At 54.5% G+C, this 21,262-nt stretch carries 22 protein-coding genes; 14 read left to right on the top strand and 8 right to left on the bottom strand.

Features of this window, described 5'->3' with window-relative positions; all coding sequences use genetic code 11:
• Positions 1-77: 77 nt before the first annotated feature.
• From cytR to rraA, 5 genes are all read left to right on the top strand, one after another.
• Positions 78-1,115, top strand: coding sequence for a DNA-binding transcriptional regulator CytR (gene cytR, locus RTM06_RS06385; RefSeq protein WP_061720292.1), 1,038 nt, complete (start codon positions 78-80; stop codon positions 1,113-1,115).
• A gap of 151 nt (positions 1,116-1,266) precedes the next feature.
• Complete coding sequence (ftsN, locus tag RTM06_RS06380; RefSeq protein WP_312180752.1) at positions 1,267-2,172, top strand: cell division protein FtsN; 906 nt, start codon at positions 1,267-1,269, stop codon at positions 2,170-2,172.
• 89 nt (positions 2,173-2,261) lie between these two features.
• Entirely contained in the window at positions 2,262-2,798 is a 537-nt protein-coding gene (hslV, locus tag RTM06_RS06375; protein WP_008109674.1) for an ATP-dependent protease subunit HslV, read from the top strand.
• A gap of 5 nt (positions 2,799-2,803) precedes the next feature.
• On the top strand, positions 2,804-4,141 hold the full coding sequence (gene hslU, locus RTM06_RS06370) for an HslU--HslV peptidase ATPase subunit (RefSeq protein ID WP_008109676.1): 1,338 nt from the start codon (positions 2,804-2,806) through the stop codon (positions 4,139-4,141).
• A 154-nt stretch (positions 4,142-4,295) separates the two neighbouring features.
• A complete protein-coding gene (rraA, locus tag RTM06_RS06365; protein WP_061720294.1) occupies positions 4,296-4,781 on the top strand; it encodes a ribonuclease E activity regulator RraA in 486 nt (161 codons plus the stop codon).
• A 50-nt stretch (positions 4,782-4,831) separates the two neighbouring features.
• Here the strand turns inward: rraA and zapB are convergent, their stop codons facing one another.
• Positions 4,832-5,071 (bottom strand): cell division protein ZapB, encoded by a 240-nt coding sequence (gene zapB / locus RTM06_RS06360; protein ID WP_007885384.1) that lies wholly within the window; start codon positions 5,069-5,071, stop codon positions 4,832-4,834.
• Positions 5,072-5,491: 420 nt separating this feature from the next.
• Here zapB and RTM06_RS06355 point away from each other — a divergent pair, with 420 nt between their 5' ends.
• The 3 genes from RTM06_RS06355 to glpX all read left to right on the top strand — a co-directional run bounded on the left by RTM06_RS06355 (position 5,492) and on the right by glpX (position 8,987).
• Complete coding sequence (locus RTM06_RS06355; RefSeq protein WP_258144166.1) at positions 5,492-6,340, top strand: MIP/aquaporin family protein; 849 nt, start codon at positions 5,492-5,494, stop codon at positions 6,338-6,340.
• Positions 6,341-6,370: 30 nt separating this feature from the next.
• Entirely contained in the window at positions 6,371-7,879 is a 1,509-nt protein-coding gene (gene glpK, locus RTM06_RS06350; RefSeq protein WP_008109683.1) for a glycerol kinase GlpK, read from the top strand.
• 97 nt (positions 7,880-7,976) lie between these two features.
• Entirely contained in the window at positions 7,977-8,987 is a 1,011-nt protein-coding gene (gene glpX, locus RTM06_RS06345) for a class II fructose-bisphosphatase (protein WP_008109685.1), read from the top strand.
• On the opposite strand, the gene emrD is transcribed toward glpX, so the two are convergent.
• Positions 8,977-10,173: a multidrug efflux MFS transporter EmrD gene (gene emrD, locus RTM06_RS06340; protein ID WP_312180746.1), complete on the bottom strand. Its 1,197-nt coding sequence runs from the start codon at positions 10,171-10,173 to the stop codon at positions 8,977-8,979. The two genes, glpX and emrD, sit on opposite strands and share 11 nt — an antisense overlap.
• Before the next feature lie 289 nt (positions 10,174-10,462).
• Here emrD and fpr point away from each other — a divergent pair, with 289 nt between their 5' ends.
• The 3 genes from fpr to tpiA all read left to right on the top strand — a co-directional run bounded on the left by fpr (position 10,463) and on the right by tpiA (position 12,794).
• Entirely contained in the window at positions 10,463-11,209 is a 747-nt protein-coding gene (gene fpr / locus RTM06_RS06335) for a ferredoxin--NADP(+) reductase (RefSeq protein WP_312180744.1), read from the top strand.
• Between the two features lie 106 nt (positions 11,210-11,315).
• Positions 11,316-11,906: a YiiQ family protein gene (locus RTM06_RS06330; protein ID WP_265303017.1), complete on the top strand. Its 591-nt coding sequence runs from the start codon at positions 11,316-11,318 to the stop codon at positions 11,904-11,906.
• Positions 11,907-12,026: 120 nt separating this feature from the next.
• Positions 12,027-12,794, top strand: a complete 768-nt coding sequence (gene tpiA, locus RTM06_RS06325) for a triose-phosphate isomerase (protein ID WP_312180741.1) — start codon at positions 12,027-12,029, stop codon at positions 12,792-12,794.
• Positions 12,795-12,879: 85 nt separating this feature from the next.
• On the opposite strand, the gene RTM06_RS06320 is transcribed toward tpiA, so the two are convergent.
• The 5 genes from RTM06_RS06320 to cpxP all read right to left on the bottom strand — a co-directional run bounded on the left by RTM06_RS06320 (position 12,880) and on the right by cpxP (position 17,668).
• Positions 12,880-13,638, bottom strand: a complete 759-nt coding sequence (locus RTM06_RS06320; RefSeq protein ID WP_312180739.1) for a CDP-diacylglycerol diphosphatase — start codon at positions 13,636-13,638, stop codon at positions 12,880-12,882.
• Positions 13,639-13,745: 107 nt separating this feature from the next.
• Complete coding sequence (locus RTM06_RS06315) at positions 13,746-14,735, bottom strand: sulfate ABC transporter substrate-binding protein (RefSeq protein ID WP_061720313.1); 990 nt, start codon at positions 14,733-14,735, stop codon at positions 13,746-13,748.
• 143 nt (positions 14,736-14,878) lie between these two features.
• Positions 14,879-15,841: a 6-phosphofructokinase gene (gene pfkA / locus RTM06_RS06310; RefSeq protein ID WP_007885343.1), complete on the bottom strand. Its 963-nt coding sequence runs from the start codon at positions 15,839-15,841 to the stop codon at positions 14,879-14,881.
• A 209-nt stretch (positions 15,842-16,050) separates the two neighbouring features.
• Positions 16,051-16,953 (bottom strand): CDF family cation-efflux transporter FieF, encoded by a 903-nt coding sequence (fieF, locus tag RTM06_RS06305; RefSeq protein WP_008109699.1) that lies wholly within the window; start codon positions 16,951-16,953, stop codon positions 16,051-16,053.
• Positions 16,954-17,155: 202 nt separating this feature from the next.
• Positions 17,156-17,668, bottom strand: coding sequence for a cell-envelope stress modulator CpxP (cpxP, locus tag RTM06_RS06300; RefSeq protein ID WP_312180734.1), 513 nt, complete (start codon positions 17,666-17,668; stop codon positions 17,156-17,158).
• A 150-nt stretch (positions 17,669-17,818) separates the two neighbouring features.
• Here cpxP and cpxR point away from each other — a divergent pair, with 150 nt between their 5' ends.
• The 3 genes from cpxR to trmL are packed head-to-tail and all read left to right on the top strand — an operon-like array spanning position 17,819 to position 20,399.
• Complete coding sequence (gene cpxR / locus RTM06_RS06295) at positions 17,819-18,517, top strand: envelope stress response regulator transcription factor CpxR (protein ID WP_007885339.1); 699 nt, start codon at positions 17,819-17,821, stop codon at positions 18,515-18,517.
• Positions 18,514-19,890, top strand: coding sequence for an envelope stress sensor histidine kinase CpxA (gene cpxA / locus RTM06_RS06290; protein WP_008109701.1), 1,377 nt, complete (start codon positions 18,514-18,516; stop codon positions 19,888-19,890). Before cpxR ends, cpxA begins: the two co-directional genes overlap by 4 nt.
• Before the next feature lie 35 nt (positions 19,891-19,925).
• Positions 19,926-20,399 (top strand): tRNA (uridine(34)/cytosine(34)/5-carboxymethylaminomethyluridine(34)-2'-O)-methyltransferase TrmL, encoded by a 474-nt coding sequence (gene trmL, locus RTM06_RS06285; protein WP_312180731.1) that lies wholly within the window; start codon positions 19,926-19,928, stop codon positions 20,397-20,399.
• Here the strand turns inward: trmL and cysE are convergent.
• A complete protein-coding gene (gene cysE / locus RTM06_RS06280; protein ID WP_008109705.1) occupies positions 20,396-21,211 on the bottom strand; it encodes a serine O-acetyltransferase in 816 nt (271 codons plus the stop codon). The two genes, trmL and cysE, sit on opposite strands and share 4 nt — an antisense overlap.
• Between the last annotated feature and the right edge of the window lie 51 nt (positions 21,212-21,262).

Genomic DNA, 21,262 nt, shown 5'->3' with positions numbered 1-21,262 from the left:
TTAACAATAGTGCCGACCCGGTTGAAGCCCGGTAATGTCAGAAAATCAATGCGCTGTACCGCGTCAGGAGTTATACGTTGGACCAGAAGCAACCCTCCACCGCCGCCACCATGAAAGATGTGGCCGAGAAAGCAGGCGTTTCAACCGCCACGGTTTCACGTGCGTTGATGAATCCAGAAAAAGTCTCTGCTGCGACCCGACTCAAAGTCGAAAAAGCCGTGATTGCCGTGGGTTATGCGCCGCACGGGTTAGCGCGCAATGCCAAACGCGGTGAAACGCAAACCATTCTGGTGATTGTGCCGGATATCTGTGATCCCTTCTTCAGTGAGATCATTCGCGGCGTGGAAGTCACCGCCGCGCATGAAGGTTATCTGGTACTGATTGGCGATTGCGCGCATCAGAACAAACAGGAAAAAACCTTCCTGAATTTAATGCTAACGCGCCAGATCGACGGCATGGTGCTGTTGGGTTCACAGCTGCCATTTGAGGCGGGCATTGAAGATCAGCGTAACCTGCCGCCAATGGTGATGGGCAACGAATTTGCGCCGGAAATGGCGTTGCCAACGGTACATATCGATAACCTGACCGCCGCTTTTGAAGCGGTAAATCACCTGCTGCAGCTCGGTCATCGCCAAATCGCCTGCATCACCGGGCCAGAACATATTCCTCTGAGCCAGTATCGTTTGCAGGGCTACATTCAGGCGCTGCGTCGCAGCAGCATCGCCATCGACCCGACAATGATTGTACACGGCGACTTCACCTTTGAAGCCGGCGCGAATGCGCTTAAGCAGCTAATGAGTTTGCCGCAGCCGCCGAAGGCGATTTTCTGTCATAGCGACTTGATGGCGCTGGGCGCGATGAATCAGGCGCGCAAATTGGGCATGCGCATTCCACAGGATCTGTCAGTAGTGGGCTTTGATGATATCGAACTGGCGCAATACTACGATCCGCCGCTGACCACCGTGGCACAGCCGCGCTTTGCCATCGGTCGTGAAGCCATGCTGCTATTACTTGATGAGCTGCAGGGTAAACGCGTGAATAACGGTTCGCGCCTGCTGGATGCGGAGCTACGCGTGCGCGGCAGCACGGCACCGGCAGCAAAAAGGGAAAAATAGCGCGTAGAAGCCTGCATTTTCAGCGGATTCTGAAGGCAGACTGTGCTGGTCAAAGTTCCAGCCCTTGCGTAACATGGCGCATTCATTGCCGGGCAATTAACAGCACATTTACATGCCCATTGGCATTTTTTTGAAGGGTAGCAGAACGAAAGTGGCACAGAAAGATTATGTAGGCCGCGGGCGTTCAACAGGGACGCGTCGCAAAAAACCCGCCAGCCGCAGCAAGAAAAGCAAAGGCGGATCAGGCATTTCAAAGCTCATGATGGTACTGGCCGTGGCCGTGCTGGTCACCTTTGCCGGTGGTTTATGGTTCATCTCGCATCATAAGAAAGAAGAGATTGAGATCATTCCAAACCACAAAGCCAACGGTAACGGCCTGCCGCCGAAGCCGGAAGAGCGCTGGAAGTACATCAAAGAGCTGGAAAATCGCCAAATTACCGTTCCGTCGCCGACTGAGCCTTCGGCCGGTGGCGTGCAATCTCAAACTCAGCTGACCGACGAACAGCGCCAGTTGCTGGAGCAGATGCAGGCCGATATGCGCCAGCAGCCGACGCAGTTGAACGAAGTGCCGTGGAACGAACAAACCCCGGCGCAGCGCCAGCAAACGCTGCAGCGTCAGCAGGTGCAACAACAGCAGCAGGTTCAGCAACAACAGCAGCAGCAGTTGCAACGTCAGCAGCAACAGTTACAACAGCAGCAGCGTCAGCAACAGTTGCAGCAACAACAGGCCGCGCGTCAGCAACAGCAAGCTGCGCCGATCACGCGTGAGCCAACGCAACAGACCAAACCGCAGGAAACGGCCAAGGCGAAAACCGAAGAGAAAGCCTCTTCACAGCGCTGGATGGTGCAGTGTGGATCGTTCAAAGGTACCGATCAGGCGGAATCTGTACGCGCCGGTCTGGCATTTGAAGGATTCGAGAGCCGCATTATGACCGGCGGTGGCTGGAATCGCGTGGTGATCGGGCCGTTCAAAGATCGCAGCAGCGCCGACAGCACAGTCAAACGCTTACACAGTTCCGGCCACGGAAGTTGTATTCCCCTCGCTATCGGGGGTTGAAACCCTTCAAAGCTACCCCATATCTGGTTGCATGATACTCCGCGCCGAGTGCGCGGAGTTCCTTTTCTACTGCAACAAGGGGTCTGCCCGTGACAACAATAGTAAGTGTACGACGCAACGGCCAGGTAGTGATTGGCGGTGATGGCCAGGCTACGCTCGGCAATACCGTAATGAAAGGCAACGTTAAAAAAGTCCGTCGTCTTTACAACGATAAAGTGATCGCCGGTTTTGCTGGCGGTACCGCAGATGCCTTCACCCTGTTTGAACTGTTTGAGCGCAAGCTGGAAATGCACCAGGGCCATCTGGTGAAAGCGGCGGTCGAACTGGCCAAAGATTGGCGTACCGATCGCATGCTGCGCCGCCTCGAAGCGCTGCTGGCGGTGGCCGACGAAAACTCCTCATTAATCATCAGCGGCAACGGCGACGTTATCCAGCCGGAAAATGATCTGATTGCAATTGGTTCTGGTGGGCCTTACGCCCAGGCAGCGGCACGCGCGTTGTTGGAAAACACCGACATTGGTGCGCACGATATCGTGGAGAAAGCGCTGAACATCGCTGGCGATATCTGTATCTACACCAACCACAATATTAACTTCGAAGCATTACCGTCTAAGGCTAAGGACTAAACATCATGTCTGAGATGACTCCACGCGAGATTGTCAGCGAGCTTAACCGCTTTATTATCGGCCAGGACGGCGCAAAGAAGGCGGTCGCGATCGCCCTGCGTAACCGCTGGCGCCGCATGCAGCTCGACGAAGAGCTGCGCCACGAAGTGACGCCGAAAAACATTCTGATGATTGGTCCTACCGGCGTCGGTAAAACCGAAATCGCCCGTCGCTTAGCCAAACTGGCGAACGCACCGTTCATCAAAGTGGAAGCCACCAAATTCACCGAAGTGGGTTATGTCGGCAAAGAGGTGGATTCCATCATTCGCGATCTGACCGATTCTGCCATCAAGATGGTGCGCAGCCAGGCGATCGAGAAGAACAAATACCGCGCGGAAGAGATGGCGGAAGAGCGCATCCTTGATGTGCTGATCCCCCCCGCGAAAAACAACTGGGGCCAGGCTGAACAAGCGGCTGAGCCATCAACCGCGCGTCAGTCCTTCCGCAAGAAACTGCGCGAAGGCCAGCTGGATGACAAAGAGATTGAGATCGATTTGGCCGCTTCATCGGCTGGCGTCGAAATCATGGCGCCTCCAGGCATGGAAGAGATGACCAGCCAGCTGCAATCGATGTTCCAGAACCTCGGTGGCCAGAAGCAGAAACCGCGTAAGCTGAAAATCAAAGAAGCCATGAAGCTGCTGATTGAAGAAGAAGCGGCCAAGCTGGTGAACCCGGAAGAGCTGAAGCAGGATGCCATCGATGCCGTTGAGCAGCACGGTATCGTGTTCATTGATGAAATCGACAAAATCTGTAAGCGCGGCGGCCAGAATGCGGGCGGCCCAGACGTGTCACGCGAAGGCGTACAGCGCGACCTGCTGCCGCTGGTTGAAGGCTGCACCGTTTCCACCAAGCACGGCATGGTGAAAACCGACCACATTCTGTTTATCGCTTCCGGCGCGTTCCAGGTCGCGAGCCCATCAGATCTGATCCCAGAACTGCAAGGTCGTCTGCCGATTCGCGTTGAGCTGCAGGCGCTGACCGTCAATGACTTCGAGCGCATCCTGACCGAGCCAAACGCCTCGGTTACCGTGCAGTACAAAGCATTGATGGGCACTGAAGGAGTCAATATCGACTTCACCGATGACGCCGTACGTCGTATCGCCGAAGCCGCATGGCAGGTGAACGAAACCACCGAGAACATCGGTGCGCGTCGTCTGCATACCGTGCTGGAGCGTCTGATGGAGGATATCTCCTATGACGCCAGCGATCGTAACGGTGAATCGATCACTATCGATGCCGAGTACGTTGGTAAGCATCTGGATGAGCTGGTGGCCGACGAAGATCTCAGCCGCTTCATTCTGTAAGCTTCACCCGCGAAATCGCTGCCCGGCCACTGTGCCGGGCTTTTTTTTACGCAGGATATTGATGCAACGCTTTGTTTGGCGGTTGATGATTTTGCCAACAATCGCCAGATAGCGATATACTTAGCGCTCCTGTGGCAAACAGACGAAAACCCTCATGAAATACGATACATCTGAACTCTGTGACATCTACCACGAAGCTGTGAATGTTGTTGAACCGCTTTTTTCGAACTTTGGTGGGCGCAGCTCATTCGGTGGTCAAATCACCACAGTGAAATGTTTCGAAGATAACGGCTTACTCTACGATTTGCTGGAAGAGAACGGTCGGGGTCGCGTATTGCTGGTGGATGGCGGCGGTTCGGTCCGTCGCGCACTGGTCGATGCTCAGCTGGCAAGTCTGGCGGCGCAAAATGAGTGGGAAGGCATTGTGGTTTACGGCTCGGTGCGTCAGGTTGACGATCTTGAAGAGCTGGAAATCGGCATTCAGGCGATTGCGGCGATTCCGGTGGGCGCAGCGGGTGAAGGCATTGGCGAAAGTGACGTGCGCGTTAACTTCGGCGGCGTGACCTTCTTCTCTGGCGACCATCTGTATGCCGACAATACCGGCATCATCCTGTCTGAAGACGCACTCGACATCGAGTAAGCCGCAACAAAAACGGGTGCCGCGGCACCCGTTGGTTTAAGCATCGACGCTTAAACTTCTTCCATTTTTCCCAGCAGTGCCCGCAGACGATCCTGCCAGACATGCTGCTCTTCTTTCAGATGCTGATTTTCACGCACCAGCGCATCCTGGTTGCCTGAAGCCTGGCTGACTTCGTTTTTCAGCGTATTGTTTTGCTCTTTCAGCTCTTCAATTTCCATCTGCAGCAGAGTGATGGTATCAATCGCCTGCTGTACTTTCGCTTCCAGTTTCTCGAACACTTCAAATGACATCTTTCTGACCTCTCCTAAATCTTGCAAGGCGTTGATGGGGCTAGTGCATGCCTTATTATGGTGCGCTCAGCCACGATGACTCGATTGTATGTAGCCAAACCCAGCAAGTCCAGTGGCACAAGGCTTGCGAGGGCAGTCTGTAACACTTTTCAGTCTATGCCTAAAAAAATGCGCATCTTCGCGCATCTGTGTGCGCGATCACATCAGCATCGACCAGCAAAGCGGGAAAAATGGGTCTTAAAGCAACGTAAAAGACGCGAAAACGCGCATTTTTATGATGGAGTACACAGTTTTCAATTTCGCTATTTCTCGTTTATGCTCGTTAACGATAAATTCACATCAACCCTACATTGATAGCTGGGCGACTCATGGATGAGAACAAAAACTGATAAAATTTAACCTCGCTTCAGGAATGCCATTATGAGTCAGACAACTAACACACTAAAAGGTCAGTGCATCGCTGAATTTCTCGGCACAGGTTTGATTATCTTCTTTGGTGCAGGCTGTGTTGCTGCACTGAAACTGGCCGGTGCGTCATTCGGTCAGTGGGAAATTTGTATTATCTGGGGTTTAGCCGTCTCCATGGCAGTCTATCTCAGCGCAGGCGTTTCTGGTGCGCATCTTAACCCAGCCGTTACCGTCGCGCTGTGCCTGTTCGCTAATTTCGAAGGTCGTAAAGTTATTCCCTATATTCTGGCGCAGGTTGCCGGCGCGTTCTGCGCTGCCGCGTTGGTTTACGGTCTCTACTACAATCTGTTCTTTGATTACGAAGCAGGCCATCAAATGGTGCGCGGCAGCGTTGAAAGCCTCGATCTGGCCGGTATCTTCTCTACCTACCCGAACCCGCACATCAGCGTCGCTCAGGCGTTCCTGGTTGAGATGGTGATTACAGCTGTATTAATGGCGGTGATCATGGCGCTGACCGATGACGGCAACGGTGTACCGCGTGGTCCGCTGGCTCCGCTGTTGATTGGTTTACTGGTCGCGGTAATCGGTGGCTCAATGGGTCCACTGACCGGCTTCGCACTCAACCCGGCGCGTGACTTCGGTCCAAAACTGTTCGCCTTCTTCGCTGGCTGGGGCAACGTAGCCTTCACCGGTGGCAAAGATATTCCTTACTTCCTGGTTCCGATTTTTGGCCCGCTGGTCGGTGCTTGCCTCGGAGCCTTTGGTTACCGTTCGCTGATTGGCCGCCATCTGCCAGTTAACGTCGCGGAAGCCAGCACAGCAGAAAAACCGGTTGCGCGCGCTCAGCAGCGTAAAGCGTAAGTTTCATTGATACCACATCAGGAAAGCACAATGACTACTGATAAAAAATATATAGTTGCACTCGATCAGGGCACAACCAGCTCACGCGCCGTGGTGCTTGATCATGATGCCAACATCGTCGCGGTTTCTCAGCGCGAATTTACCCAGATCTACCCGAAAGCGGGTTGGGTTGAACATGACCCAATGGATATCTGGGCGTCACAAAGCTCAACGCTGGTTGAAGTGCTGGCACACGCCGACATTAACTCCGATCAAATCGCGGCGATTGGTATAACCAACCAACGTGAAACCGCCATCGTCTGGGATAAAGAGACCGGCAAACCGGTTTACAACGCCATTGTCTGGCAGGATCCACGCACCGCAGATTACTGTAACAAGCTGAAGAAAGAGGGTCTGGAAGAGTATATCCAGCACACCACCGGTTTGGTGATTAACCCGTACTTCTCAGGCACCAAAGTGAAGTGGATTCTGGATAACGTGGAAGGCGCGCGTGACCGTGCCAAACGCGGCGAACTGCTGTTCGGTACCGTTGATACCTGGCTGATTTGGAAAATGACGCAGGGACGTGTGCACGTCACCGATCATACCAACGCCTCACGTACCATGATGTACAACATCCACAAGCTGGAGTGGGATGAGCGCATGCTGGAGATCCTCGATATCCCGCGTGAAATGCTGCCAGAAGTGAAAGGCTCTTCAGAAGTGTACGGCCAGACCAACATTGGTGGTAAAGGCGGTACGCGTATTCCAATCGCCGGTATCGCGGGTGACCAACAAGCGGCGCTGTACGGCCAGCTGTGCGTACAACCGGGTATGGCGAAAAACACTTACGGCACTGGCTGCTTCATGCTGATGAACACCGGCACCGAAGCGGTGACCTCAACGCATGGCCTGCTGACCACCATCGCGTGCGGCCCACGCGGCGAAGTGAACTATGCGCTGGAAGGTGCGGTGTTTATCGGTGGTGCGTCGATTCAATGGCTGCGTGATGAGATGAAGTTGATCAGCGATTCAACCGACTCTGAATACTTCGCGTTGAAAGTGAAAGACACCAACGGCGTGTATATGGTGCCAGCCTTCACCGGTTTGGGTGCGCCATATTGGGATCCGTATGCACGCGGCGCGATTTTCGGTCTGACGCGCGGTGCGAACGCGAACCACATCATCCGTGCCACGCTGGAGTCGATTGCTTACCAGACGCGCGACGTACTGGAAGCGATGCAGAACGATGCGGGCACCCGCCTACAATCACTGCGCGTGGATGGTGGTGCGGTTGCCAACAACTTCCTGATGCAGTTCCAGTCTGACATTCTCGGCACGCGCGTTGAGCGTCCGGAAGTGCGTGAAGTCACGGCGCTGGGTGCAGCCTATCTGGCGGGCTTAGCGGTCGGCTTCTGGAACGATCTGGAAGAAGTTCGCGCTAAAGCGGTGATTGAGCGTGAGTTCCGCCCAAGCATCGAAACCACCGAACGTAACGTCCGTTACGCCGGCTGGAAGAAAGCGGTCGCTCGCGCCAAAGCGTGGGAAGACGAAGAGTAAAATCCTGCTAACCCGCGGCGCCCTGTCGCGGGTTTTTCCCCCTGCCACATTTCCCCGCTGTGTTAAACTGCCTGCCTGTTTTTTATCAGGTGCCACCATGAAACGAGAACTCGCGATTGAATTTTCCCGCGTGACAGAAGCCGCCGCTCTGGCGGGCTATCACTGGTTAGGACGCGGCGATAAAAATGCGGCCGACGGCGCAGCCGTTCACGCCATGCGCATTATGCTCAACACCATCGATATCGACGGCCAGATTGTGATTGGCGAAGGCGAAATCGACGAAGCGCCGATGCTGTATATCGGTGAGAAAGTCGGTACCGGCCGTGGCGACGCCGTGGATATCGCGGTTGATCCGATCGAAGGCACGCGCATGACGGCAATGGGCCAGGCCAATGCGCTAGCGGTGCTGGCGGTGGGAGACAAAGGCAGCTTCCTGCACGCACCTGATATGTACATGGAAAAGCTGATTGTTGGACCGGGCGCACGTGGTGCCATTGACCTCAATCTGCCGCTCGACATTAACCTGAAAAACATCGCGCTGGCATTAGGCAAACCGCTCAGCCAGTTAACGGTATCGATTCTGGCTAAGCCACGCCACGATGCGGTGATTGCCCAGCTACAGCAGCTCGGCGTGCGCGTGTTCTCCTTCCCGGACGGCGATGTCGCAGCCTCGATACTGACCTGTATGCCGGATAGCGAAGTGGATGTGATGTACGGTATCGGTGGCGCACCGGAAGGTGTGGTGTCGGCGGCGGTCATTCGCGCGATGGACGGCGACATGCAGGCGCGTTTATTGGCGCGTCACGAAGTGAAAGGCGATAGCGAAGAGAATCGTCGCCTCGGCGAGAATGAACTGCAACGCTGCGCCGAGATGGGCATTGAAGCGGGTCAGGTACTGAAACTGGATCAGATGGCGCGCAACGATAACGTTATCTTCGCTGCCACCGGCATCACCACCGGCGATTTGCTGAAAGGCATCACGCGTAACGGCAACATCGCCACCAGCGAAACGCTGTTGGTGCGCGGCAAATCGCGCACTATTCGCCGCATCCAGTCAATCCACTATCTGGATCGCAAAGACGCGGCGCTGCATCAATTTATCCTGTAATCGCCTGCTTGCCGCTCTCTGGATGACGAGAGAGCGGCCACCAGCACAGTAACATCACCAGCGACGTCACGAACATCAGCATGCCAAGGCTGGATTGATCGTGCTGCGGTAACAGCGCAGAAAGCCACGCCACCACGCCGGAACCGAGGTTCTGCAAACCACCGATCAACGCACCAGCGCTGCCCGCCAGCCACGCATACGGCTCCATCGCACCCGAGGTTGCCAGCGGAAACAGCATGCCCGCGCCAAAGAAGAACAGCGCAGCTGGCACCAGCAACGTCCAGATGTTCATTACGCCAAACCAAGCCGGCACCCACATTAACAAGCCCGCTAACAGGCAACTGTTCACGCCGTACCACATCAGCGTGTGCCAGGATTTTTGCTCGCGTCCGGCAAACCAGGCGCCAAAAAACGCCGCCGGAATCGGCAGGATAAACAGGATGCTGACGGTTAATCCATCCAGCCCCAATACGCCGCCCATCAGCACGCCGCAGCTGGCTTCAAACACCGCGATGCCGGCCAGCGCGCCAATCAGCAGCAGCAGATAACGCACGAAGTTGCCGTCGCTCAGCAAAGTGACATAACGGCGCAGGAATGGCGTGGCGGGCGTATCAACAGGACGCGTTTCCGGCAGCCAGCGCGCCATCGAGGCGGTGACGCCGACGCATAACAGCAGCAGGAAGGCGAAACAGGCGTGCCAGCCAAAGAGATGCGTCAGCAGCGCACCAATCACCGGCGCCAGCAGCGGACTCACCAGAATGCCCATATTCAGCAGGCTGTTCGCCTGACGCAGAGCTATGCCGGAATAGAGATCGCGCGGCATAGTACGCGCCATCACGCCCGCTACGCCGGTCCCTAAACCTTGCACCGCGCTGCCAAGCACCAGAATATCGAGCGAGGGCGCGAACATGGCGATCAACGCGCCGACGGCAAAGATCGTCATGCCAATCAGGATCACCGGACGGCGGCCAAAACTGTCCGAGAGCGGGCCGTAGATCAACTGTGATCCGCCGTAGGTCATCAGATAGGCGGCCATCACCTGCTGGATCGCGCCGCTGCGCACATTGAGCGTTTCGGCCATGTTGGCCATCGCTGGCACATAGATGGTTTGCGCCATCTGACCGACCGCCACCAGCACGATCAGCATGAATAACAGAAAGCGATTTTGCGTTTTACTTATCAACATGGAACAAAATGTCTGCCTGAGAAACAAAGAATAGGCAGCACAAAACAGGCCGCCTCGGATTTATGGCGGCAAAAATATCAGGATTCAGTGACAAATCGAGAGGCGCGGGCAAAGCTGTATGTCTTAAGCCGTCAAGTTGGTAGTCCAGATTGTAAACCGCCCGCTACAGTTGCTGATCTGTGCGCTGCGTTTGTCGCTGAGAGCCCTTTGCTGGGCTCAAGGCTGGAAATTTTCCGGATGGATAACGATGATAATCATGTGCCTGAATATTCAACATTAAGGAGTTAGCATGGCTGAGTGGATCAATGCTGAAGTTAAAGAAGTAAAAAACTGGACCGATGCACTGTTCAGCCTGCGCGTCGAAGCACCGATTGATACCTTTGCGGCGGGACAGTTTGCCAAGCTGGCACTGGAAATTGACGGTGAGCGCGTGCAGCGCGCCTATTCATACGTCAACGCGCCGCAGGATCCGCTGCTGGAGTTTTATCTGGTCACGGTGCCGGAAGGTAAACTAAGTCCGCGTTTGCAGGCGTTGCAGCCCGGCGAGCAAGTAATGATCACCAAAGAGGCGGCGGGTTTCTTTGTGCTCGACGAAATTCCAGACTGCCAAACGCTGTGGATGCTGGCGACCGGCACGGCGATCGGCCCCTATTTATCGATTCTGCAACAGGGCGAAGATCTGGATCGTTTTGATAACATTGTGCTGGTACATGCCGCGCGTTTCGCCGATGACCTGAGCTTCCTGCCTTTAATGCAAGCACTGCAGCAGCGCTATCAGGGCAAATTGCACATTCAAACAGTAGTTAGCCGGGAAGAGATCGCCGGTTCGCTACACGGTCGCGTGCCGCAGCTGATTGAAAGTGGAGAACTGGAGCGAGCCGTCGGCTTGCCGCTGACGGCCGAAACCAGCCATGTGATGCTGTGCGGCAATCCACAGATGGTGCGCGATACCCAGCAATTACTGAAAGATACGCGTGAGATGCGTAAACATTTCAAACGTAAACCCGGCCATATGACCAGCGAACATTACTGGTAATCGGCGCGGCACAAAGAATGTAAGATTTTTCCCAGTGTGGGTTTTGACTTTGCCCGGTAAAAACCGTTCTAATCGTGGGCTAAGTGAATGATTTAGGGCCGAAGCAATGAACAACCTGCCAGTCGCGCTGCTGCTTGGCCTCGCACTGACATTTCCCGTCTGGGCGGAGGATGCCCCCGCGTTAGATCGTAGCGATCATCTGCCTGCTGCGCCCTATCTGCTCGCGGGTGCGCCGACCTTCGATATGACCGTTGCTCAGTTCCGTGAGAAGTACAACGCGGCCAATCCCAATGAATTGCTGCAGGAATATCGCGCTATTGATAGTCGCGGCGATAAAAGCAACCTGACGCGTGCCGCCAGCAAAATCAGCGAAACGCTGTATGCCTCAACGGCGCTGGAGCAAGGCACTGGCAAAATCAAAACCCTGCAAATCACCTGGCTGCCGGTTCCCGGCCCCGATATGAAAGCCGCGCAGGCACGCGCCATGGATTATATGACCGCTCTGCTGCGCTTCTTCATCCCCGGCTTATCGCCCGAAGATGGGCGTAAAAAACTCGATTCCTTGCTGAGCGCCGGTAAAGGCGCGCGCTATTTTGCCCGCACCGAAGGTGCATTGCGTTTCGTGGTGGCAGACAACGGCGACAAGGGTTTGACCTTCGCCGTTGAACCGATAAAACTGGCGCTCGCGACGCCCTGATCGCACCGGCAAAAATGACGAAAAGCAAAGCCAGCAACAAATTTGATCTCTATACTGTCTCGCAGACATCGCTGCCCGATGGCAGCGCTATTTCATGAATCGCGTTATGCGGAGGAAAGAATGCGACATCCACTGGTTATGGGTAACTGGAAACTGAACGGTAGCAAGCAGATCACCAAAGAGCTGATTGAAGGCCTGCGCAAAGAGCTGTCTGGTGTTGATGGTTGTGGCGTCGCGATTGCACCGCCAGCCATCTATCTGGACCTGGCGAAACACGCCATTTCCGGTAGCCACATTGCTCTGGGTGCTCAGAACGTTGACGTTAATCTGTCTGGCGCATTCACTGGCGAAACTTCCGCAGACATGTTGAAAGACGTTGGCGCGAAATACATCATCATCGGCCACTCTGAGCGCCGCACCTACCACAAAGAGAGCGACGAGTTCATTGCGAAGAAATTTGCCGTCGTGAAAGAAGCGGGCCTGGTGCCGGTTCTGTGCATCGGTGAAACTGACGCAGAAAACGAAGCGGGCAAAACGGAAGAAGTGTGCGCACGCCAGATCGACGCCGTGCTGGAAACTCAGGGCGCTGCAGCGTTCGAAGGCGCAGTGATCGCTTACGAGCCAGTTTGGGCGATCGGTACCGGCAAATCAGCCACTCCAGCGCAGGCTCAGGCGGTGCATAAATTCATTCGTGACCATATCGCGAAGAAAGATGCAGCTATCGCCCAGCAAGTGATCATTCAGTACGGCGGCTCGGTCAACGACAAAAACGCCGCTGAGCTGTTCACCCAGCCAGATATCGATGGCGCGCTGGTTGGCGGTGCGTCACTGAAAGCCGATGCATTTACGGTGATCGTGAAAGCGGCGGCAGCAGCGAAAAACGCGTAAGTCAGCGTTTTCTATGCAGAAAAAGGCGGCTGATTAGCCGCCTTTTTTATTGGTCGCCATAAATGGCAACCCTACGAAAGATGGGTTATTGCGGCAATATGCTGCAGTTATGATCCTGCAGCTCTTCCGCCGAGCCGCTGTTTAATTTCAGCCAGTTACGCTCCAGCGCCAACAGCGCTAAACGGCCATCCGGCAATTGTGCCAGCGCCAACCCATATTTCCCCATCTCGGTGCGCGCATGCGGCACTTCATCCGCCAGGCGGATAAACGCACTCTGCTGCGCCAGTTCTGCCGCAGAAATCGACCGCACCAGATAACGATGCTTACGCAGCATTTCACTGTGCCACTGCGCGTTTAGCCTCGGAGCCAGCGCGTCCAGCTGCTGACGCACATCTGGCCGCAGACAGGAAATATGAATATGCAGCTGATTCTGCGTACGCCCATATTGCGCATTGATGGCCAGCGACAGCGCGCTATCGGGAATCGGCGCGCCGTGCTTCTGCGCCAGCAATGTGCGTTGCTGCCAGGCTTCGGCAAACAGGTTCGGCGTTGCGGGTTCAAGAAGGATCGGGCTTTCCATGCCGGTGATTTTTTCGATCGGTATCAGCAGATACTGTAACGGACCGTTGAGATCTTTCAGCGTGACGTAACCCTGCGCGCTGTTAACCTGCTGACATGGCGCGGGTTTGCCCGTCGCCGCCATGTTAGGCACGCACTTTTCGCTGATAATCTGCCACAAGGCGTTGGAGTTTTTATGGAAATGGATGGCGCCGGCGATCAGTCCGACAATCAACAGCACCAATAATGCGGTAAGTAACTTCAGGGTACGACGACTGCCCTGCATAGCCCGATTCCTCTGTTCATCACCTGCCAGCATCCTCGCCTGGCAGGTGATGAAAGTCACGGACTAAAACAAAACGGCCAGCATTCTCGCTGGCCGTTTTTTATGCGTTATGGCTTCATCACCTGGTCGTAGCTGCCGCCATCGGCGAAGTGGGTTTTCTGGGCTTGCGTCCAGCCACCAAATTTGCTGTCGATAGTGAACAGTTTTACCGGGGCGAATTTATTGGCAAATTTCTTCGCAACGGCTTCATCACGTGGACGGTAGAAATTCTCCGCCGCGATGGTCTGGCCTTCCGGCGAGTAGAGATACTTGAGGTAATCTTCGGCCACTTTACGGGTGCCCTGCTCGTCGACCACTTTATCCACCACTGAAACCGTTGGCTCGGCCAGAATCGATTCGCTTGGGGTGACGATTTCAAACTTGTCTTTACCCAGCTTATCCACCGCCAGATAGGCTTCATTTTCCCACGCAATCAGCACATCGCCAATACCACGTTCAACGAAGGTGTTAGTCGCACCACGTGCACCCGAATCCTGTACTTCGACGTTCTTAAACAGCGATTTGACGTAAGCCAGCGCTTTGGCCTGATCGCCATGGTTCTGATCCAGCGCCCAGCCCCATGCAGCCAGATAGTTCCAGCGCGCACCGCCCGACGTTTTCGGGTTTGGTGTGATGACGGAAACGCCCGGTTTGATCAGATCTGGCCAATCATGAATGCCTTTCGGGTTGCCTTTGCGCACCAGGAACACGATGGTTGAGGTGTAAGGCGCGGAGTTGTCCGGCAGGCGTTTAATCCAGTCTTTATTAATACGACCACGGTCAGCAATAGCATCGACATCAGATTGCAGCGCCAGCGTAACCACATCAGCACGGATGCCATTGATCACTGAGGTCGCTTGTTTACCGGAACCGCCGTGCGACTGGCGAATCACCACGTTGTCGCCGGTTTCCTGCTTGTAATGCGCGCTAAACGCTTTGTTGTACTGCTCGTACAGCTCACGGGTTGGATCGTAAGAGACGTTTAACAGCTGAATATCCTTTGCCAGAACACTGGTTGAAGCCAGTAACAGGGTGACACCAATACTCCACTTATTCATTGCTTGCTCTCCCGAGGTCGTTATAGAACAAGACTGACACAAACTTATCCATGGATTAAAGAATTAAAAATAAGCTGTTATAACTGGAGGGAATATGAGCAGGTATAAAAAAGGCGCGAGTTGCGTCGCGCCTTGACAGGGAATTAGTAAAGTTTTTTGGCGGTATCCAGCCAGTCGCGTTTGAACGGACGCTTCATATTTTCAATCGCGTCGATGATGTCGTGATGCACCATCTTCTCGTTCTGAATGCCGACGCAGCGGCCGCCATAACCTTGCAGTAGCAGCTCGATGGAGTAAGAACCCATGCGCGATGCCAGGATGCGGTCATAGGCACAAGGTGCACCGCCACGCTGAATGTGACCGAGAACGGTGGCGCGGGTTTCGCGTTTGGTTTCAGCTTCGATGAAGTGCGCCAGATCGTCGATATCGCAGATGTGCTCGGTAATCGCCACGATGGCGTGTTTTTTGCCTTTGGCGATGCCCGCTTTGATCTCTGAAACCAGCTCTTCGCGGGTATAGGGGATTTCAGGCAGTACGATGAACTCACAACCGCCGGCAATCGCTGCCGCCAGGGTTAAATCGCCGCAGTAACGGCCCATCACTTCAACGATGGAGATGCGCTGGTGGGAAGAGGAGGTGTCGCGCAGGCGGTCAATCGCTTCAACCACGGTTTCCAATGCAGTGAAGTATCCGATGGTGTAATCGGTGCCTGCTACGTCGTTATCGATGGTGCCCGGCAAGCCGATGCACGGGAAGCCCATTTCGGTCAGGCGCTTCGCACCCATGTAGGAACCATCACCGCCGATAACGACCAACGCATCAATGCCGCGCTTTTTCATGTTATCAATCGCGGTCTGGCGCACTTCATCGTTGCGGAATTCTGGGAAGCGTGCGGAACCGAGGAAGGTTCCGCCACGGTTGATCATGTCTGACACGCTGTAGCGGTCGAGGTTGATCATGCGATCTTCGTACAATCCCAGATAGCCGTCGTAAATACCAAAAACTTCCAGTCCTTCACTCAGCGCGGAACGTACAACTCCGCGAATGGCTGCGTTCATGCCTGGGGCGTCGCCGCCGCTGGTCAGTACTCCGATTTTTTTGATCATGACAACCTCTGGATTGTTCAAAAACTAAGGATTATTCCTGCCATGTGTCCGGCGTGGACCAGCTCGCGATCGCATGGCTTAATAGTTGCAAAATAGTATATCAAACGCTTGATGCTGAATTGATTCAGGTCAGACAAGTTTTCGCAAATTTTTTACAGAGTTGTTAGCGTTACGTCATTTTTTTTGTGTAATTGCATGATTTTAAATCGCTAACCTTGAAAAAAACCGTGCTGATTGCTCGGCACAACAGAGCAAGGATCTTGATGGATGATCACGTCTGAGCCGGGAAACTTCTTCAGTAATGCCTGCTCAATTTGATCGGCCACCTGATGCGCCTGCACCAGCGGCAACTGATCTTCCATCTCAAGATGCAGTTGGATAAAACGCGTCGGGCCCGATTGCCGCGTGCGCAGTGCATGTGCGCCACGTACGCCTGGCCAGTTGGTCACCACGTTAATGATCTCCTGCGTTTCATGCTCGGGCAGTACGCGGTCTAGCAGCGCCTGTACCGCGTCATAGCCCATCCGCAAGGCGTTATAGAGAATGTAAACACCGATGCCGAGCGCGAACAATGCATCCGCCCGTACAAAACCATAGCTGCTCAAACCAAGGGCGACCAATATTGCGCCGTTCATCACCACATCAGATTGATAGTGCAGCATGTCTGCGCGAATCGCCTGGCTACGCGTGCGACGCACCACCCAGCGCTGGAAGGCAACCAATGTCAGGGTTGAAAACAGCGCAATCACCGTCACCACAATGCCCACCAGCGGCGCATGTAAGGTTTCGGGCGATGCCAGATGCTGAATACCGGTGAGAAACAGAAACAGCGCCGAGCCGGAGATAAACATGCTCTGCGCCAGCGCGGCCAATGATTCGGCTTTACCATGGCCGAAGGTGTGATCGTCATCGGCCGGCTGTAATGAATAGCGCACCACCAGCAAGTTGGTGAGAGAAGCGGCGATATCCACCAATGAATCCACTAAGGCCGCCAACATGCTGACTGAACCGGTATGCCACCAGGCGAAAATTTTCACGATTAACAGCAGCGTCGCCAGCGTAGTCGCCGCTAACGCCGCCCGATTGACTAACTTTGCATAGGAAGAATCCATGCTATGCCTCGCCGGGTCGCACGCTTCATCGGTGCGGCCTTTAGGTCTCAAGATGGCTAAAGTTTATCATCGGCAGAAGTGTGCTGCGTGATTGAATTTTAAGACAATGATGTTAGAGAGAAATGACAAGCAAAAAAAACCCCCGCATCATGCGGGGGAAGACAGGGATGGTGTCTATGGCAAGGAAAACAGGGATACTATGTTACTGGTTACTGCTGGTACTACTCACTGCTTGCAGCGGTGATGATGGCTGCAATCCTGAGAGCCGACGAACTTCAGCCAATCGTCGCTCATAATTTTTCTGCAATGTCGCTTGCTGTGCAGGCGTTAACAGGTGGTACATCTGATTACGAACCCGAGCCATTTCGACTTGCCGTTCTATCGCTGCGCGGGCTTGTTTCTCTGCCTGCTGTCGAATAGCCGATTCGTTAAATTTGTCTGCAATGACAAGGTCATGCATAGTTTCTATATCTTGAACGCTGATTGTTGGGCGTTCGTGTCGCGCTTGCTGCATCAGGTCTCGCATCTGTTGCCGCTGTTGTTCAGTCAGCTCAATGCCATCGAACATGTAGCTTTGCGGATTTTGCGTCATACTGCCTGTCGTCAATCCGCTGTTCGGATGCATCTCGTCAATCGTCGTCGTGTCTGCTGCTTCGGCGCTGGCGTGACTGAGAACCATCGCTGAGGCAATGACGACGGCGGTTAAGTAGCGCATCGTTAACTCCCAGTTCGTTCCGTTTTGCGATTCAACGAGAGCCAGTGTACGGCGGTGGCTGCAAACATCCGTCAGGGGGTGTAAAACTACGTAAAGCGTTGGATTGCAAGTCAAGGAACACGGTATTTTGCCTGCGGAGGGCAATAAAAAATGAATAAAATCCTGTTGGTTGATGACGACCGCGAATTAACTTCGCTGCTTAAAGAACTGCTTGAGATGGAAGGTTTTGAAGTCATTGTGGCAAGCGATGGTGAGCAGGCGCTTAACCTGCTAGACAACACCGTGGACTTGTTATTGCTTGATGTCATGATGCCGAAGAAGAACGGTATCGACACATTGAAAGAACTACGCCAACAGCACCAAACTCCGGTCATTATGCTGACTGCACGTGGCAGCGAACTGGACCGTGTTCTGGGCCTTGAACTGGGCGCAGATGACTATCTGCCTAAACCGTTTAACGATCGTGAACTGGTGGCGCGTATCCGTGCCATTTTGCGTCGTTCAAACTGGAGCGAGCAGCAACAGCAGCATGATAACAGCTCACCGACGCTGGAAGTCGACTGCCTGCGCCTGAATCCAGGTCGCCAGGAAGCCAGCTTTGATAGCGAAACCTTGGATCTCACCGGCACCGAGTTCACTCTGCTCTATTTGCTGGCACAGCATCTGGGTCAGGTGGTATCGCGTGAGCACCTGAGTCAGGAAGTGTTGGGCAAACGTCTGACACCGTTTGACCGCGCTATCGATATGCACATTTCTAATCTGCGCCGTAAATTGCCGGAACGTCGTGATGGTCATCCGTGGTTTAAAACCCTGCGCGGACGCGGCTATCTGATGGTTTCGGCATCATGATTGGAAGTTTAACCACCCGCATCTTCGCCATCTTCTGGCTCACGCTAGCGTTGGTGTTGATGCTGGTTTTGATGGTGCCCAAACTCGATTCGCGCCAGATGACCGCATTACTGGAAAGCGAGCAGCGTCAGGGCACCATGATTGAACAGCACGTTGAAGCGGAGCTGTCTCAGGATCCGCCAAACGACTTAATGTGGTGGCGTCGCTTGTTCCGCTCCATCGACAAATGGGCGCCGCCCGGACAGCGCTTGTTATTGGTGACCAGCGAAGGCCGGGTGATTGGCGCGCAGCATAATGAAATGCAGATCATCCGCAACTTTATTGGGCAGTCGGATAACGCCGATCACCCACAAAAGAAAAAGTATGGTCGCGTTGAAATGGTTGGGCCTTTCGCGGTGCGCGATGGCGAAGACAACTATCAGCTCTACCTGATTCGTCCTGCCACCAGCTCACAGCTCGATTTCGTCAATCTGCTGTTTGACCGCCCGCTGTTGCTACTCATTGTCACCATGTTAATAAGTTCACCGCTGCTGCTGTGGCTGGCGTGGAGCCTGGCGCGTCCTGCCCGAAAACTTAAATATGCGGCGGATGAAGTGGCAAGCGGCAATTTGCGTCAGCATCCGGAACTGGAATCGGGGCCGCAAGAGTTTCTGGCAGCGGGTTCGAGTTTCAACCAAATGGTTAGCGCACTCGAACGCATGATGACGGCGCAACAGCGTTTGCTATCGGATATCAGCCATGAACTGCGTACGCCGTTGACTCGCTTGCAGCTGGCAACCGCGTTACTGCGTCGCCGTAATGGTGAAGGTAAAGAGCTGCAGCGCATCGAAACGGAAGCGCAGCGTCTTGATGGCATGATTAACGATCTGCTGGTGCTGTCACGCACTCAGCACAATAACGCGCTGGTTAGCGAGGCAATGAAGGCCAACCAGCTGTGGAACGGCGTGCTGGAAGATGCCAAATTTGAAGCCGAGCAGATGGGCAAACTGATGGAAGTGCCCTATCCGCCTGGCCCGTGGCCGCTGTACGGTAATCCACATGCGCTGGAGAGTGCGCTGGAGAATATCGTGCGTAATGCGCTGCGCTATTCGAATTCGCATATCAGCGTCAGCTTCTCGGTGGATATCGAAGGCATCACCATCCACGTCGATGATGATGGTCCGGGCGTCAGCCCAGAAGATCGCGAGCAGATTTTCCGTCCGTTCTACCGCACCGATGAGGCGCGCGATCGTGAATCAGGCGGCACCGGATTGGGCCTGGCGATTGTCGAAACGGCCATTCAGCAGCATCGCGGCTGGGTCAAAGCCGATGACAGTCCGCTCGGCGGTTTACGCCTCACGCTGTGGCTGCCGCTGTACTCCGCCCGTCAATAATTTGTTATGCTTCGGCCCTCGTTTCTGGGGGCCTTATGCTAAACATTGTCTTATTTGAACCTGAAATTCCGCCAAATACCGGCAACATCATTCGCTTGTGCGCAAATACCGGTTTCCAGTTACACCTGATTGAACCGCTGGGCTTTGCCTGGGATGATAAGCGACTTCGCCGCGCCGGGCTGGATTACCACGAATATACCGCCTTAAAAAAACACGCTAATTACGCAGCATTTTTGGCGACGGAAACGCCTCAGCGCATGTTCGCGCTCACCACCAAAGGAACACCTGCGCACAGCGCGGTGAGTTATCAAAAGGGTGATTATTTGGTGTTTGGTCCGGAGAGTCGCGGTTTACCCGCAGAAATCCTCAACACGCTACCCGCTGAGCAGAAAATCCGTATTCCGATGATGGCGGAAAGCCGCAGCATGAATCTGTCTAATGCGGTATCTGTGGTGGTGTATGAAGCGTGGCGCCAGCTCGATTATGCTGGCGCGCTGATCAGAGGCTAGATGCCGTCGCCGTACTCAAAGCCCGCGCCGTTGAAATGCTGATCCATATCCATCGACGGTTTATCGCTGGTCGGTTTACCGACAATGCGCGCTGGCACGCCGGCCGCCGTGGTATGCGGCGGTACAGGCTGCAGGACAACGGAACCGGCACCGATTTTCGCACCGCGTCCCACTTCAATGTTGCCGAGAATCTTGGCACCTGCGCCAATCATCACACCTTCACGGATTTTCGGATGGCGATCGCCGCTGGTTTTACCGGTACCGCCGAGCGTCACCGATTGCAGGATTGAAACATCATTTTCGATGATCGCCGTTTCGCCGATAACAATGCCGGTGGCGTGGTCAAGCATGATGCCGCGACCGATGCGTGCCGCCGGGTGAATGTCTACGGCAAACGAGACGGAAATTTCGTTCTGCAGATAAACCGCCAGTGCGCGGCGACCTTCTCTCCATAACCAGTTACCAATACGATAGGCCTGTAAGGCGTGGAAACCTTTGAGATAGAGCAGCGGCGTGGAGTATTTATCAACAGCGGGATCGCGCTGACGCACAGCCTGAATATCGTAGGCCGCGGAGACAATCATCTCTGGGTCTTCACGATAGGCTTCTTCCACGATTTCGCGAATAGCGATAGCGGGCATGATCGGGTTCGCCAGCTTGTTGGCGAGCATATAGCTGAGCGCACTGCCGAGGTTTTCGTGTTTAAGCAATGTCGCATGGTAAAAGCTGGCCAGCATCGGTTCACAGTCGGCCAGTGCTCTGGCTTCGGCTTTGATATGGTTCCAGACCAGTTCTAACTCTTCAGACGACATTGCTGTTTGCTCCCGATAAAAAAAGCGCCTGATGGGGCGCTACAGGTGGTG

The sequence above is a fragment of the Pantoea sp. CTOTU46764 genome (assembly GCF_031974595.1).
Lineage (GTDB): Bacteria > Pseudomonadota > Gammaproteobacteria > Enterobacterales > Enterobacteriaceae > Pantoea > Pantoea trifolii.
Note: the sequence above shows the minus strand (reverse complement) of the source record. Positions and strands in the feature narration are given on the sequence as shown.

Coding starts and splice junctions, on each gene's coding strand:
- hslU (WP_008109676.1), top strand. CDS start 2,804: ATGTCTGAGATGACTCCACGCGAGATTGTCAGCGAGCTTAACCGCTTT.
- fpr (WP_312180744.1), top strand. CDS start 10,463: ATGGCTGAGTGGATCAATGCTGAAGTTAAAGAAGTAAAAAACTGGACC.
- fieF (WP_008109699.1), bottom strand. CDS start 16,953: ATGGATTCTTCCTATGCAAAGTTAGTCAATCGGGCGGCGTTAGCGGCG.
- RTM06_RS06320 (WP_312180739.1), bottom strand. CDS start 13,638: ATGCAGGGCAGTCGTCGTACCCTGAAGTTACTTACCGCATTATTGGTG.
- RTM06_RS06355 (WP_258144166.1), top strand. CDS start 5,492: ATGAGTCAGACAACTAACACACTAAAAGGTCAGTGCATCGCTGAATTT.
- RTM06_RS06315 (WP_061720313.1), bottom strand. CDS start 14,735: ATGAATAAGTGGAGTATTGGTGTCACCCTGTTACTGGCTTCAACCAGT.
- zapB (WP_007885384.1), bottom strand. CDS start 5,071: ATGTCATTTGAAGTGTTCGAGAAACTGGAAGCGAAAGTACAGCAGGCG.
- RTM06_RS06330 (WP_265303017.1), top strand. CDS start 11,316: ATGAACAACCTGCCAGTCGCGCTGCTGCTTGGCCTCGCACTGACATTT.
- glpK (WP_008109683.1), top strand. CDS start 6,371: ATGACTACTGATAAAAAATATATAGTTGCACTCGATCAGGGCACAACC.
- glpX (WP_008109685.1), top strand. CDS start 7,977: ATGAAACGAGAACTCGCGATTGAATTTTCCCGCGTGACAGAAGCCGCC.
- rraA (WP_061720294.1), top strand. CDS start 4,296: ATGAAATACGATACATCTGAACTCTGTGACATCTACCACGAAGCTGTG.
- trmL (WP_312180731.1), top strand. CDS start 19,926: ATGCTAAACATTGTCTTATTTGAACCTGAAATTCCGCCAAATACCGGC.
- cpxP (WP_312180734.1), bottom strand. CDS start 17,668: ATGCGCTACTTAACCGCCGTCGTCATTGCCTCAGCGATGGTTCTCAGT.
- emrD (WP_312180746.1), bottom strand. CDS start 10,173: ATGTTGATAAGTAAAACGCAAAATCGCTTTCTGTTATTCATGCTGATC.
- pfkA (WP_007885343.1), bottom strand. CDS start 15,841: ATGATCAAAAAAATCGGAGTACTGACCAGCGGCGGCGACGCCCCAGGC.
- cysE (WP_008109705.1), bottom strand. CDS start 21,211: ATGTCGTCTGAAGAGTTAGAACTGGTCTGGAACCATATCAAAGCCGAA.
- tpiA (WP_312180741.1), top strand. CDS start 12,027: ATGCGACATCCACTGGTTATGGGTAACTGGAAACTGAACGGTAGCAAG.
- cpxR (WP_007885339.1), top strand. CDS start 17,819: ATGAATAAAATCCTGTTGGTTGATGACGACCGCGAATTAACTTCGCTG.
- cpxA (WP_008109701.1), top strand. CDS start 18,514: ATGATTGGAAGTTTAACCACCCGCATCTTCGCCATCTTCTGGCTCACG.